Origin of the sequence: Bifidobacterium sp. WK041_4_12 (genome assembly GCF_041080795.1) — a bacterium.
In the GTDB taxonomy this organism is placed as follows: domain Bacteria; phylum Actinomycetota; class Actinomycetes; order Actinomycetales; family Bifidobacteriaceae; genus Bombiscardovia; species Bombiscardovia aquikefiricola.
Window position 1 is genome coordinate 584,002 of sequence record NZ_CP129674.1, and the last position, 13,471, is coordinate 597,472.

The 13,471-nt window shown below is 53.9% G+C and carries 13 protein-coding genes, 2 tRNA genes and 3 riboswitches; of the genes, 11 read left to right on the forward strand and 4 right to left on the reverse strand.

All coding sequences use genetic code 11. The features are described from left to right. The first annotated feature begins 34 nt into the window (after positions 1–34). A complete protein-coding gene (nhaA, locus tag QN215_RS02495; protein ID WP_369344561.1) occupies positions 35–1,303 on the forward strand; it encodes a Na+/H+ antiporter NhaA in 1,269 nt (422 codons plus the stop codon). Between the two features lie 158 nt (positions 1,304–1,461). Next, on the forward strand, positions 1,462–2,148 hold the full coding sequence (locus QN215_RS02500; RefSeq protein WP_369344562.1) for a TetR/AcrR family transcriptional regulator: 687 nt from the start codon (positions 1,462–1,464) through the stop codon (positions 2,146–2,148). Between the two features lie 24 nt (positions 2,149–2,172). On the opposite strand, the gene QN215_RS02505 is transcribed toward QN215_RS02500, so the two are convergent. Then, entirely contained in the window at positions 2,173–2,562 is a 390-nt protein-coding gene (locus QN215_RS02505) for a CrcB family protein (protein ID WP_369344563.1), read from the reverse strand. Beyond that, positions 2,559–3,026, reverse strand: coding sequence for a CrcB family protein (locus tag QN215_RS02510; protein ID WP_369344564.1), 468 nt, complete (start codon positions 3,024–3,026; stop codon positions 2,559–2,561). The genes QN215_RS02505 and QN215_RS02510 overlap by 4 nt, the downstream gene beginning before the upstream one ends. Positions 3,027–3,091: 65 nt before the next feature. Then, a riboswitch (Fluoride riboswitch) is annotated at positions 3,092–3,182 on the reverse strand. A 50-nt stretch (positions 3,183–3,232) separates the two neighbouring features. Continuing rightward, a riboswitch (Fluoride riboswitch) is annotated at positions 3,233–3,306 on the forward strand. A 21-nt stretch (positions 3,307–3,327) separates the two neighbouring features. Here QN215_RS02510 and QN215_RS02515 point away from each other — a divergent pair. From QN215_RS02515 to eno, 3 genes are all read left to right on the forward strand, one after another. Beyond that, entirely contained in the window at positions 3,328–3,804 is a 477-nt protein-coding gene (locus tag QN215_RS02515) for a universal stress protein (protein WP_369344565.1), read from the forward strand. Between the two features lie 16 nt (positions 3,805–3,820). Continuing rightward, positions 3,821–3,912, forward strand: a riboswitch (Fluoride riboswitch). Between the two features lie 77 nt (positions 3,913–3,989). Continuing rightward, positions 3,990–4,496, forward strand: a complete 507-nt coding sequence (locus QN215_RS02520) for an inorganic diphosphatase (protein WP_369344566.1) — start codon at positions 3,990–3,992, stop codon at positions 4,494–4,496. An 86-nt stretch (positions 4,497–4,582) separates the two neighbouring features. Next, on the forward strand, positions 4,583–5,878 hold the full coding sequence (eno, locus tag QN215_RS02525; RefSeq protein ID WP_369344567.1) for a phosphopyruvate hydratase: 1,296 nt from the start codon (positions 4,583–4,585) through the stop codon (positions 5,876–5,878). 183 nt (positions 5,879–6,061) lie between these two features. Here eno and QN215_RS02530 read toward each other — a convergent pair. Both QN215_RS02530 and QN215_RS02535 read right to left on the reverse strand, forming a co-directional pair. Then, positions 6,062–6,142: transfer RNA gene (locus tag QN215_RS02530), tRNA-Leu, on the reverse strand. Positions 6,143–6,257: 115 nt separating this feature from the next. Then, positions 6,258–6,333, reverse strand: a tRNA-Thr gene (locus QN215_RS02535). Positions 6,334–6,570: 237 nt separating this feature from the next. On the opposite strand from QN215_RS02535, the gene QN215_RS02540 reads away from it, so the two are divergent. From QN215_RS02540 to QN215_RS02565, 6 genes are all read left to right on the forward strand, one after another. After that, complete coding sequence (locus QN215_RS02540; protein ID WP_369344568.1) at positions 6,571–7,695, forward strand: mannose-1-phosphate guanylyltransferase; 1,125 nt, start codon at positions 6,571–6,573, stop codon at positions 7,693–7,695. A gap of 292 nt (positions 7,696–7,987) precedes the next feature. Then, positions 7,988–9,682: a glucose-6-phosphate isomerase gene (pgi, locus tag QN215_RS02545; RefSeq protein ID WP_369344569.1), complete on the forward strand. Its 1,695-nt coding sequence runs from the start codon at positions 7,988–7,990 to the stop codon at positions 9,680–9,682. A 279-nt stretch (positions 9,683–9,961) separates the two neighbouring features. Continuing rightward, positions 9,962–10,339, forward strand: a complete 378-nt coding sequence (rplS, locus tag QN215_RS02550; RefSeq protein ID WP_369344570.1) for a 50S ribosomal protein L19 — start codon at positions 9,962–9,964, stop codon at positions 10,337–10,339. A 204-nt stretch (positions 10,340–10,543) separates the two neighbouring features. Then, positions 10,544–11,296: a signal peptidase I gene (gene lepB / locus QN215_RS02555; protein ID WP_369344571.1), complete on the forward strand. Its 753-nt coding sequence runs from the start codon at positions 10,544–10,546 to the stop codon at positions 11,294–11,296. A gap of 109 nt (positions 11,297–11,405) precedes the next feature. After that, a complete protein-coding gene (locus QN215_RS02560; RefSeq protein ID WP_369345038.1) occupies positions 11,406–12,176 on the forward strand; it encodes a ribonuclease HII in 771 nt (256 codons plus the stop codon). Positions 12,177–12,322: 146 nt separating this feature from the next. Continuing rightward, positions 12,323–13,441, forward strand: coding sequence for a LacI family DNA-binding transcriptional regulator (locus tag QN215_RS02565; protein ID WP_369344572.1), 1,119 nt, complete (start codon positions 12,323–12,325; stop codon positions 13,439–13,441). Positions 13,442–13,471 lie beyond the last annotated feature (30 nt).

The following is a 13,471-nucleotide window of genomic DNA, read 5'->3' on the forward strand; positions in this document are numbered from 1 at the left end:
TTTGCCCACATTCACCACAGTTGAAGGAATTTCAATGATTTCAAGGGCACTGCGAGTAATCGCCAGAAGTGTGAAGCGCCTGGATGCGAGTGATGTCGGTGCGGGCATCGTATTGCTCGTTGCTGCAGTGGCTGCGCTTGTGGTTGCGAACTCTCCTCTGCGCAATTTCTACGACAATCTTGGCTCCTTCACATTCGGATTCAGTGCCTTGGGTGTGCAGTTGCAGCTCAGGGAATGGGTTACCGATGGGCTGCTTGCAGTGTTTTTCTTCACTGTCGGCCTTGATCTGAAGGAAGAATGTACTTCAGGAATCTTGTGTGATCCTAAGGTTGCGATTCTGCCAGTTGCTGCCGCATGTGGCGGAGTGGTCTGTCCGGCGGTTATATATGTGCTTGCGATCATGCCAATCGGTGGAGAGGCAATGCAGGGATGGGCCATACCTACGGCTACGGATATTGCCTTTGCCGTTTCGATTCTTGCCATGGTCGGCAGGGGTCTGCCACATCAGTTGCGCACATTCTTACTGACCTTGGCCGTTGTTGACGATTTGATTGGCATCACCATCATTGCTGTCTACTACACGGCGGGCATTCATGTATTGCCCTTGCTGCTGGCATTGGGTGCGCTCGCGCTATTCGCGTTCCTGCTCAGGAAGGGCATCTCGTCGCCGTTCATTGCTTTTCCACTGGCAGTGATCGCTTGGATGCTCGTGCATGCTTCAGGGATTCATCCAACTATTTGCGGCGTGGCACTGGGACTATGCGTTCCTGCAAGTGCACCGTGGAAGGGTCATGATTCGATGGCTGGAATGCTGGCGAGAAAGCTTGCACCCTATTCGAAGCTGCTGATTGTCCCGATCTTCGCTTTCTTCTCGACGGGTGTCAATGTAGACGGTTGGGCTGGACTGGCATTGCGGCTTCAAGAACCTGTGACGCTTGCAATCGTGGTTGCCTTGACTTTGGGCAAGATGCTTGGCATAACGGGGACCACATTTCTGCTCACCCGGCTGCCGGTGCTCTCGTTGCCGAAAGGTTTGCGCTGGTCGGAGATGATAGGCATGGGATTCGTTGCAGGGATTGGTTTCACGGTTTCCATGCTGATTGGCGAGCTTGCCTTTGGCGCGCACAGCAGCATAGATGATGATTCCAAGATCGGGATACTTGTTGGATCGCTGCTGTCGGCTTCAATTGGTGCTCTGATCCTGCACGCATGCGCACAGCACAGGCGAAGGAAGGCATACGAGGCAACGCTTCTTCAGTCAGGGCGGGGCACGAGAGATGCTCAGCGCATGCATGATGCATGACGCATGATGCATGACGCATGATGCATGATTGCTTTTCGGCAACACAGGTGCCGGCCGACACAATTTGTTCTCTCAGCCACAAAGCCTGATTGTGATGAAGCATGGCGTAATCTATGATTTGTGGAATTCGACTAGCAATAGTGAGGAATGATCGTTTTATGGCGAGCAGCACGCGCGGGACATATCACAAGGGTGAGGCCAGAAGAAAGCAGATTCTTGACGAGGCCCTGAACATTGTTGCCGTCGAAGGGTTCGATCAGACAACGTTATCGAAGATTTCGAAGGCTGTGGGGATCACTGAGGCCGGTGTGCTTCATTACTTCGATTCGATTGATGATCTGCTCGTCCAGGTGCTGCGTGAACGAGATGCGACGGATTTGGCTGCGAGCAGGCTTATTCCAGAGAATCTGAAGGATCCTGTGACTGTTCAGCCGGAGAGTGACGATAACCCGGTGAGTCATGCGCTCGCCATCATAGCGCACAATCAGAAGACACCAGGGCTTGTCGAGTTGTATGCACACATGTCAGTCAAGGCCGCAGACCCTGAGAGCTGTGCCTATAAGTATTTCAAGGAGCGGGGAACAATCGAACGTGCTCTGGTCGGTCAGACCGTTGCCACGCTCTATGCTTCCCATCGTGTTGCGCCACTGGTTCCTCCAGAGGATGTTGCACGCTTGCTGCAAGCCCTGCTGGATGGGTTGCAGATCCAATGGCTTCTGGAAAACGATCTTGATATGGAATGTTTGGCTCAAAAAGCTATCTTCGCCATGCTCGATCTGCCTATCCCGTCATCGACAGATGCCTCAACGGAGCAGGCTCCGGAGCAGACTCCAAGCAGTGGCTGAGGGAATGCAGATATTATGCAGGTATTACAGGGAGCCGCACCATATGCCAAGGATTCCTGCACCAAGGCAGATCATGAGCATCCCCCCAGTATGGACGAGCACGCGCAGAGGATGCTGGTGCTGAATGAGACGGTATCCTTCGACGCTGGCCGTGGAGAAGGTGGAGTATCCACCAAGCAAACCGGTGCCCAGTATGAATCTGATGGTCTGTGCATCCGCTGCATTCCACGATGACACCCATCCCGTGAGCAGCCCAAGGAGCAGACATGCTGATATGTTCACCGCGATGGTTCCCAGTGGAAAGTTCAGCCGGTTGCGCTTGTTCACCGTGGAGTCCACAAGAAATCTGCAGACGGCTCCCACGCCTCCACACAGTGCCATGAAGGTGAATGTCAGCACGGATTGTGTGTTCATCGGTTATCGCCAACCTTTCGACTGAATTGGCGGACGCAAAGCGACGCAAGTTTGACCCCGCATCCAGCGAAGACCAAGCCAAGGATGATGCTTACTGCCGCATATGACAGTCCAACGAGCAGATGTGCCCCCAGAAGCCTCGTGTCTGTCTCGAGAATGAAGGTCCCATAGGTGGTAAAACCGCCGATGACACCGGTTCCGGCGAAGAGACGGAATGTCTGACGAGCGCCGACATCGTTGCCGGTGCCTGCAAGATACTCAAGAAGGAATCCCAACAGCGCTGCACCAACCATGTTGATGCAGAATGTCACCCATGGCCATGTCCAGTTCGAAGACTGCATTTCGCTTAACGCTGCTCGTATCGCAGTGCCTATCACGCCTCCGACGAATACTGCCGGAGCGGCATGGAGCCGTGGATGCTTCTTGCCGAAGCTGTGTTCTGGATCATCATGTGTGTCTTGCAAACTGTTTCTCCCTCGCATGTGGGTAGAGCATCTGAGCTTGGACGGCCGGCGAACCGAGCACTACCCGTAACGTAGGAACTATCAGCATGTGCGGTTCAGATGACGGGAATCTCATGGAGACCTGTCATCTCGGCGGGTTCCATCGCCAGAAGACAATACGACAAGGTGAGAGTATACCATCAGCATTCACATAGTTGAGTGATATCGTGTTGTCAGGCGATGGAGCCCGCCTGAATCCGTCGATTCAAACCGCTTGTATGCTGATAGCCCCTGCCAAGAGACAAGCATAAGGAGAAATACTATGCATGATGCTAGCGCAGGTTCATCTTCGATAGTTGTTGGAGTCATCCCCGGACAGCCTGATCGGGTCGTGGAAGAGGCATGTCGGATGGCGGGCTCGATGTCAGCTTCGATGCTGTATCTCGTATACGTGAATTCCACGCTGACCGAGGAAAACGGCCACATGGTGCCTTTGGATTCTGACAGCATGAGCGAGACATGGCGTGACGACTCGGCGCGACTTTCTGAACATGTGCTCGGCATCGCCCAAGATGCTGGCGTCACAGCGCAATACCAGCTTCTGGCAGGGGATCCGGCGAAGGAGCTTGCTAAGTTTGCGCACAGCCACAATGCTTCGATGATTGTGGTTGGCACTCGGGAGAGGGGTGCTTTGGCAGCATTGCAGGAGTGGGCCAACGGTTCGGTTTCATTGCGCCTGTCGCACACTCAAAGCATTGCTGTTCTTACCGTTCCGCTTGCAGACCAATATAAGAGTTGACATTCTCTGCTACACTGATCCTCGTGGGTATGAAGTTACCCTGAGACTTCTCAGCACAGCGGCGTTGAGAGTCCGAACCGCCATAAGGCTGATGACTTCTGCAGAGATGCAGGAGTCTGTTTTTTTACCTCCTCATCTGTGCACAACACGTTTGCACAACGAGTTTGCGCAACGAGAGGAGGAACATGAGCGATACGAAACGCTTGTCCGTCCTTGTGGAAATACCACGGGGACAGCGCAACAAGTATGAGATGGATCATGCAACAGGCAGAATCAAGTTGGATAGAACGTTGTTCACATCCATGGGGTATCCCGCAGATTATGGCTACATCGAGAATACCTTGGGGGAAGACGGCGATCCTCTTGACGCTCTGGTGCTCGACGAGGTTCCGGTATTCCCTGGCTGTCTGATTGATGTCCGTCCCGTCGCGATGTTCGTCATGACCGATGAGCACGGGCCTGATCCGAAGATCATCTGCGTGCCGGATGATGTCAGATATGACGGCGTGCGGGATCTGAACGACATTAGTTCGTGGAAGAAGGCAGAGATTCAGCATTTCTTTTCGAATTACAAATCGATAGAGCCAGGCAAGCATGTCGACGCTCACATGCTCTGGTCTAATCTCACCACTGCGCAGCATGAAATTGCTGACGCGTTCGACAGGGCGAGTCAGCACCATTTCAATTCATGAGCGGTGCGGCGACGCGGCACATTGTTGCCTCGAAGCAGTCGAATCCTATGAACGACCATGTTTCACAAGAACGAAGGAAGACTATTATGAGTAAGATTTCGAATATTCACGCACGCGAGATTCTTGATTCTCGTGGCAATCCAACCCTGGAAGTCGACATGCTTCTGGAGGATGGTTCATATGGCCTCGGATCTGTTCCTTCCGGCGCTTCGACCGGGGAGAACGAGGCCAATGAGAAGCGTGATGGTGATGCCAAGCGCTACGACGGCAAGGGTGTGCGAACTGTTGTCGATGGAGTGAACGGTGAGATAGCCAAGGCGGTGGTCGGGCTTGACGCGTCTGATCAACGGCTTGTGGATGAGACGCTGATTCATCTGGATGGAACCGATAACAAGTCTCGGCTTGGTGCCAACGCCATACTGGGTGTTTCTCTGGCCGCACTTCATGCATCGGCAGCCTCGGCGCATCTGCCGCTATACCGGTATATCGGTGGAGCCAACGGACATATTATCCCCGTCACCGCAATGAACGTGCTCAACGGAGGAGTCCATGCCGTCTCTTCCAATGTGGACATTCAGGAATTCATGTTTACGCCCGTGGGGTTTGATTCCTACCATGAGGCGTTGCGAGCCAATGTCGAGTCATATCATGCGTTGAAGAAGGTACTGATCGACAAGGGGCTTGAAACCGGTTTGGGAGACGAGGGTGGTTTCGCGCCCAACCTCAAGTCCAATAAGGAGGCTTTCGATCTGTTGATCGAGGCCATCGAAAGAGCCGGTTACGAACCTGGACGTCAAATCGCCATCTGCTTCGACTCGGCTGCATCGGAGTTCTACGACAAGGAGAACGACGTCTATGACTTCGACGGTTCGAAGGCGAGCGCGCAGGATATGGCTCGGTTCTACGAGAGCCTGATTGACGAATATCCCATTGCATCCATCGAGGATCCATTCGATGAGAACGCGTGGGGTGATTTCGCATCTCTCACAGCCAAGATAGGGGACAAGGTGCAGGTGATGGGAGACGATATTTTCGTCACCAACCCGAAATTCCTGACTCGAGCAATCAGCGAGCATACCGCCAATTCCACGCTTATCAAGCTCAATCAGATAGGAACGGTGACCGAGACCTTAGAGGCGATCAAACTCGCCAATCGCAATGGATTGACCACCATGGTGTCCCACCGTTCTGGCGAGACCACCGATGCGACGATAGCCGATCTGTCCGTGGGCACCAATGCGATGCAGCTCAAGTCCGGTGCTCCTGCTCGTGGCGAACGCGTGGCGAAGTACAACCAGCTGCTGAGAATTGAGGAGCGGCTAGGGGACACTGCCGAATATGCGGGAGTGAACGCATTCCCTCAGCTTGCTGCACGAATCTGAATCGCAGCAATCGCAGGGATCGCACCACTGTCCCAGCACGTGCTGAGGTAACCGGAATTGCAATGCGCAGAGGCATGTTAGGGAGAACATAAGGTAGGGGTTGCAGGAATTCAACTGCAACCCCTACCTCAATCCATTTCAATGCTCACAGCAGGATCATTGCAATTGCAAGGCTAAGCTGTGTGCGCGAGATGGGACTTGAACCCACACGTCCGAAGACACAGGAACCTAAATCCTGCGCGGCTACCATTACGCCACTCGCGCTTGAACTGAACACGGCACGATGGGAATTGTCAGGACTATAACTCTGCATTCGCATCGCGCCATGTCTGGAATGCACGTTGCCCAGCATCCTCTCGGATGTGGTGCAATGTGTGCATGGAGCCACTTGACAGAATCGAACTGTCGACCTGCTCATTACGAGTGAGCCGCTCTACCAACTGAGCTAAAGTGGCAAGTTGTCGAAATCTTCTGCAATAAGCGATTCTCATGATTCCAACCTATAGGGGCTGGTTTCTTGAAAAACCTCGTATTGCTCGGACTTTGCCTCGGCATCAATCATGACAACCATAAGCCTTGGCTTAAACTTCGGCACAATCTCAACAGTGTACTGAAAACTTGAGATTTGTCCAGTCGCCGGCTGAGGTGTCGCGAGTTTCAGCCGTGTACAACATCTGCGAGAGAATGAAGACATGACAATTGAGGACTTTCACGCAATCATTCCGGCTGGTGGCGTTGGCACCCGTCTATGGCCATTGAGCCGCAAAGCCAAGCCCAAGTTCCTGTATGACATGGTTGGCTCAGGGCAGACACTGATTCAATCGACGTACAACCGGCTGGTGCCGCTGTGCGGAGCTGACCACATATACGTCTCGACGGGTGAACGGCATGTCAGCGCCATCTGCGAGCAACTGCCCGAGTTGGATTCCTCGGCACTGTTTCCCGAGCCGTCTCCCAGGGACTCCACGGCTGCCATTGCCTTGGCTGCAGCGGTGATCGCCCGACGCTTTGGAGCGCAGACAGTCGTCGGTTCGTTTGCTGCAGATCATGTTATCCGCAACAATGCTGCGTTCGCGGAATCGGTACGTCAGGCCGTCGTCACCGCTCGTGCCGGATATGTCACGACAATAGGCATTGCTACATCACGGCCCTCCACGGCATTTGGCTATATCCATGAGGGCAGGTCCTTGGCCTCAGAGATTCAGGACGCGCCACAGGCACATCTCGTTGAATCCTTCGTCGAGAAACCGGATGCTCAAACGGCTCAGGCATATCTGGAAACGGGAGAGTATCGCTGGAACGCCGGCATCTTTATCATGCGTGCCGATGTCATGCTCGATAGCCTGCATCAGACGCACCCAGACATCTACAAAGCCATTCAGGCGATTGCACAGGCGTGGGATCAGGGAGAGGAGCAGCGTTCGCAGGCCATGAAGCGCTGGTGGAATGGCATCGAAAAAATCGCCTTTGACTATGCCGTGGCCGAACCGGTGGCGGCAAAAAGTGGCGTGGCTGTGATTCCCGGCGGATTCGGATGGGACGATGTGGGCGATTTCAATTCGGTCGCCGCCCTGCTGCCGAGTTCAAACCGGCAGAATATCAAGGTGTTGGGGGATTCGGACGACTTGGTGTATCTCGATTCGGCAGGTGACGTCGTTGCTCCACAGTCCGGAAGAACCATTGCCTTGCTTGGCGTCGATGACCTTATCGTGATTGACACGCCTGACGCACTCCTTGTTGCGCCGCGCGCTCGGAGCCAAGAGGTCAAGGATATGGTTGCGCATCTGGCTGAATCGGGTCATGACGACATTCTCTAGCGGGAAGCAGTGCTCATTGTGAACTCTTCAAAGTATCAATGGCATTTTTGGACGCAATCAAGCCATTTACGAGTGTTATTTCGCCGATTTGAAGTGTCTATACTTTGAAGAGTTCACAATGAATATTAAGTTGTTAAAAAGCGTGATGAGAATCTGCTTTCGATTTTGCATTATGCAAGAACTTGTTTGATAATGTCCACTTTTGTTAGTAAAATGAACATCGAATTCGAGGCAAACCTGAACTGCAAACGTTTGCATCGCTTGACAATGAAGGTGACGAAAGGACCGAATCATGGCAATTAACCCACCAATTGATGCCACAACCACCCAAGCATGGAAGGACCTGCAGAAGCACTTCGAAGATCTGCAGCGCGAAGGCATCGATCTGCGTACGTGGTTCAATGAGGATTCACAACGTACCGCAAAGCTTAGTTTCGATGCCGGAGACCTGCACTTTGATCTTTCCAAGAATCTGATCAAGCCTGAAACCCTGCCGTTGCTGGCAAATCTTGCCAAAAGCGTGAACTTGGAAGAGCGTCTCAAGGCAATGTACAGCGGTGTTCATATCAATAACACCGAAGATCGTGCAGTGCTGCACACCGCGCTTCGCCGTCCGGTCGAAGACGAGGGCAAATACATCGTCGATGGTCAGGACACCGTCAAGGACGTTCGTGAAACACTTGACCGCATCTATGCATTCGCCGACAAGGTTCGTTCGGGCGAGTGGAAGGGCGTCAGCGGCAAGAAGATCGAAACGGTTGTCAACATTGGCATTGGCGGTTCCGATCTTGGTCCCAACATGGCGTACCAGGCACTGAAGCCATATGCTGACGCTGGCATTTCAGCCCGATACATCTCCAACATCGACCCTAACGATCTCGCTGAAAAAACCAAGGGTCTCGACCCTGAGACCACGCTCTTCATCATCGTCTCCAAGACGTTCTCAACGCTTGAGACCCTGACCAACGCACGTGAGGCAAAGGCGTGGCTGCTCGAAGAGCTGCAGGCACAGGGCGCCATCGATGGTTCCGAAGAACAGAGCAAGGATGCCATCGAGCGTCACTTCGTTGCAGTATCGACCGCGCTTGACAAGGTTGAAGCCTTTGGCATCGATCCTCGCAATGCCTTCGGGTTCTGGAACTGGGTTGGTGGACGCTATTCTGTGGACTCGGCAGTCGGAACATCCCTGGCCATCGTCTTTGGACCGGCACGATTCGAAGAGTTCCTGCATGGCTTCCATGAAATCGACGAGTACTTCGCCAACACCCCGATTGAGCAGAATGTCGTCGCGCTGCTCGGCCTCATCAACGTCTGGTATGTGAACTTCTTCGGCGCTCATTCACACGCCGTTCTGCCATATGACCAATATCTGAACCGATTCCCTGCATATTTGCAGCAGCTGACGATGGAATCGAACGGCAAGTCCGTGCGCTGGGACGGCACTCCCGTCACCACGCAAACTGGAGAAATCTATTGGGGTGAGCCAGGAACGAACGGTCAGCACGCCTTCTACCAGCTGATTCATCAGGGCACGCGCCTTATTCCTGCCGATTTCATCGCCTTCGCCAATACGCCAAACCCGGTCAAGGATGGCGACCAGGACGTTCACGAGCTCTTCCTCGCGAACTACTTCGCACAGACCAAGGCGCTCGCATTCGGCAAGACCGCTGATGAAGTTCGCGAAGAAGGAACGCCAGAGGCAATCGTTCCAGCACGCGTATTCACCGGAAACCGTCCAACGACGTCAATCCTCGGCGATGCGCTGACACCATTCGCACTTGGCGAGCTGATTGCTCTCTATGAGCACATCACCTTCGTTGAGGGTACGGTGTGGGGTCTGGACTCCTATGATCAGTGGGGTGTCGAGCTTGGCAAGGTTCTCGCGAAGCAGATCACACCAGCCATCTCAAGCGATGACCAGGCTCTCGCGAAGCAGGATCAGTCCACCCAGTCGCTGATCAACTTCTACCGCGCACACCGTCAGTAATTACCGTCAGTAATTATCAGTAGCAGTTGTGGTTTGGCCCATCCTTGCATCAAGTCGTGAGAATGGGCTAACATTCTTGTTTGTTATGCCGGAATTAGGGTTGCCGTATAGACTTCAATTCCAATAGGTCCAGCCATACGAGGCGAATGCCTTGCAACGTGGCGGATTGGCAGGATCCCACAGGCAAACTTGTGGGAAATGATTGGGTTTGACTTACGCGGATCAACGCGTGCAAGCCCCTTATCATGCGCTGATATACGGCAGTGATGGAGGAACAGCATGAATGCTATTCAGGACTTTGAAGCCAAGCAGCTCAAGCCAGAAGAGTCAATTCCGGATTTCCGTTCTGGAGATACCGTTGAAGTCAATGTGAACATCACAGAAGGCAACAACACGCGTATCCAGGCTTTCACCGGCGTGGTGATCGCTCGTTCGGGCACCGGACTGCGTGAGACTTTTGTGGTTCGCAAGGTGAGCTTCGGCGTTGGAATCGAACGCCGCTTCCCACTGCACTCCCCACAGATTGCTTCGGTGAAGCTGCTGCGTAGGGGTCGTGTCCGTCGTGCAAAGCTGTATTACCTGCGCAACCTTCGCGGTAAGGCAGCTCGTATCGTCGAGCGCAAGGATAACAAGCCAGCAGCTTCCGAAACGAAGTAGTCTTGTGAGTTCCCTTGCAGCATAGGACATCAGATGACCCGAAGCCTTTTAGCTCCGGGTCATTTATTATGGACTAGACTGCGATATAGTCGTGAGTTGCGTCAAGACTGCCGCGCTGGATTGCAGCGCGAAGTGTGAGTTCAAGAAGGCATTGAGTCACCTCATAGGGCGCTGTGTCACCTCAAGAAAGCGAAGTAGCAAGCCGTGCACGATTCAGATGACGATGAATATGTGATCGCCGTTGCGGATAGAGGCGTTGACCCGGACGCACAGTTGCGTCGTGGCCGCACAGCTCGCCATAAGGCACCGCCGCAGGGGTCTGACACCGAGTCATTGTTTAGCATGAAAACCATGCTCACGGTGCTTGTGCTCCCTCTGGTAATAGTCTTCGTTGTCCGAGTCTTCTTTCTTGGACTCTATTCCATTCCGTCAGCGTCCATGATGGATACCATTCAGATTGGCGATCGAGTCATCACCTCCAAGATTGCACCGAAGTATCCTGGCCTTGCTCGCGGCGATATCATAGTGTTCAAGGATCCCGCACACTGGCTGAGTGCTGAGAGCTCCTCCACTTCCTTTCAAAACAGCGAATATCTGATTAAACGCCTGATAGGTCTGCCCGGTGATACCGTGGCGTGCAAGGGTTCAGGCTGGCCAGTTACGGTCAATGGCGTGGCGATAGACGAGAAGGATTACATTCGGCCGGGCGTTGATCCCAGTTCCATGGCGTTCAATGTCAAGGTGGCCGCCGGGCATGTCTTCGTGCTCGGTGACAACCGCTCAAATTCCGCCGATTCCCGATATCATACTCAGGATGGTGACCATGGCCTCGTACCTGAATCCGATGTCGTCGGTGTGGGTATTGCTGTCTATTGGCCCATATCGCGATGGTCGGTGTTGAGCAATTACGAGAAGGTATTTGCCTCGGTTCCCCAGGCGAGCTCGGCCACGGAGTGAAGATGCTATGTCGTTGAACGCTTCCACCGTTTCCACTGTTTCCAACGTTTCCGCCACGTCCGCCACCTCGACAGCGCGGACAACGATTCATGCCGCTCCGACCTTGACGATGGAGCAGTCACTCGTTGCAGATGGATTTGACCTGGTCATTGGTCTTGACGAGGTGGGACGCGGCTCACTTGCAGGACCTGTTATGGTAGGCGCTGCCGCTGTGAGAGCCGATTCGATGCATGCTCGTCACGTTCCTAACGGCTTGGCGGATTCCAAGATGCTTACTCCACACCGCAGGGAATCGCTGATAGATCCTTTGCAGAGGTGGTCTGATGCATGGTCGGTAGGGTCAGCAAGCAATGCCGAGATAGACCAGTCGGGCATCTCGCACGCTCTCGGATTGGCTGCTCTCCGTGCGATTTCAGCCGTCGAAGACTCCTGCGACTTGCTGGCATCGCAGTATGGGCTGCAAGGGCAGCATGTGACTCAGACCGTTCAGGAGCAGCGGACAAGGCATGCGGCGCAAGCAGCTGTGGTTGGGGAGCAAGCGCCAACCATGCCTCGCCCAATCACCGTGGCAGCGATTCTCGACGGGCCCTTCGACTACATCACGAAGGCCTTGAACACTTTCGATGCTCCAGAAATCACCATCATTCCAACCGTATTCACCAAGATACGGGCCGATGCGTCGTGTGCAACAGTCGCGGCCGCGTCAGTGCTTGCCAAAGTCAGACGGGATGCCCTGATGACACAGCTATCGCAGACACATCCCGAGTATCAGCCATTTCATTGGGAACACAACAAGGGCTATGGTTCCGCTGCTCATCGGGCGGCGATACGGCAGTACGGACCATCCGATCTGCACAGAATCTCGTGGCATTTGAGCTAGTCGTCTTCTCGAACGTAGTGTGCACCTATGATGATTACGGTACTGAATGCATTGAATCGTCCAGAATTCTTGCAGTGTGTTGGTACATGCAATTGCAGCGCATCGAGTATGCTCAAGGGAATCGAGCCTGATAGGAGAATGCGCATATGAGCAGTGCAAATGGCACACGCCATGGCAGCAAGCGCCCTTCGATATTTGAGGTAGCGCGGTGTGCGGGTGTCTCCCATCAGACCGTGTCGCGTGTAATCAATCATTCTCAGGATGTCTCTGACTCGACTCGCGCCAAGGTTCAGAAGACCATCGATAGATTGGGTTATCGACCCAGCAATTCCGCACGAGCCTTGGCTTCCAGCAGGTCGCGCACCATAGGCTTCATTGCAGGTGGCGTCCAGTTCTATGGACCTGTATCCTCAATGAGCGCCATCGAAAGCGTTGCCAGATCCCATAGTCTTTTCATGTCGGTTGGCATGATTGATGAGTCCAAGGCATCGAAGAAGGACGTAGAGGAACTGTGCGAAATGTTCCTCGAACAAAATGTTGATGCCTTCATATTTCTCGCCCCCACCGATCTGATGTTTGCGGCCGCATGCCAGGCGAGAATCACTCAGCCGAAGGTCATCATCACGTCAACCCATGGTGCCATGAGCATTGAGGAGGGCCTCGCTCATAGCCATGGCACGCAGGATGTCTCATTCCTGGGCATAGACCAGTGGTCTGCAATGCGAGACGTTGCCGCCCTGGTCAGAAGTCTGGATCACAGGACGGCGCTGTATCTCGCCGGACCACGTCAATGGCGCGACGCGCATACGAGGCTGCAGGCATGGCAGACCTTCTGCACGCAGCTGAACATTCATACCGATGTGATTCGGGCTTCAAGCTGGTCTGCTGGCGAAGCCTATGCCCTCATGAACCATTTCTTGGATGAAGTCGGCAGTGGGGGCAGCGCATTGCCCACCGTGGTCGTCACCTCCAATGACAATCAGGCGATAGGATGCTCACGCGCGATGCACGAACATGGCATTCGCGTTCCGCAGGATATGAGCCTGGTAGGTTTCGATGACATGCCGGGAATGGACAATCTCTCTGTGCCTCTGACGACCGTTCACCCTCATTTCGATCAACTCGGCACCTTGGCGATGCGCGAAGTGCTTGCACTGCTCAACGAGGGACCTCACCCGCTGTTTCGAGAAAGTCTGCATGGCGCAGGCCTTGTCCCAGCGACGCTTATGAAAAGGCGGTCCTTGGCTCAAGCCAGAAGCAAGTGAGCCTGGCAGCTCGCCATCCATACGTATGCC

What these genes read in the sequence shown, in the direction of transcription:
- eno (WP_369344567.1), top strand. Translation starts at nt 4,583, where the DNA reads ATGAGTAAGATTTCGAATATTCACGCACGCGAGATTCTTGATTCTCGT.
- QN215_RS02500 (WP_369344562.1), top strand. Translation starts at nt 1,462, where the DNA reads ATGGCGAGCAGCACGCGCGGGACATATCACAAGGGTGAGGCCAGAAGA.
- rplS (WP_369344570.1), top strand. Translation starts at nt 9,962, where the DNA reads ATGAATGCTATTCAGGACTTTGAAGCCAAGCAGCTCAAGCCAGAAGAG.
- pgi (WP_369344569.1), top strand. Translation starts at nt 7,988, where the DNA reads ATGGCAATTAACCCACCAATTGATGCCACAACCACCCAAGCATGGAAG.
- QN215_RS02540 (WP_369344568.1), top strand. Translation starts at nt 6,571, where the DNA reads ATGACAATTGAGGACTTTCACGCAATCATTCCGGCTGGTGGCGTTGGC.
- QN215_RS02505 (WP_369344563.1), bottom strand. Translation starts at nt 2,562, where the DNA reads ATGAACACACAATCCGTGCTGACATTCACCTTCATGGCACTGTGTGGA.
- QN215_RS02515 (WP_369344565.1), top strand. Translation starts at nt 3,328, where the DNA reads ATGCATGATGCTAGCGCAGGTTCATCTTCGATAGTTGTTGGAGTCATC.
- QN215_RS02520 (WP_369344566.1), top strand. Translation starts at nt 3,990, where the DNA reads ATGAGCGATACGAAACGCTTGTCCGTCCTTGTGGAAATACCACGGGGA.
- QN215_RS02560 (WP_369345038.1), top strand. Translation starts at nt 11,406, where the DNA reads ATGGAGCAGTCACTCGTTGCAGATGGATTTGACCTGGTCATTGGTCTT.
- nhaA (WP_369344561.1), top strand. Translation starts at nt 35, where the DNA reads ATGATTTCAAGGGCACTGCGAGTAATCGCCAGAAGTGTGAAGCGCCTG.
- QN215_RS02565 (WP_369344572.1), top strand. Translation starts at nt 12,323, where the DNA reads ATGAGCAGTGCAAATGGCACACGCCATGGCAGCAAGCGCCCTTCGATA.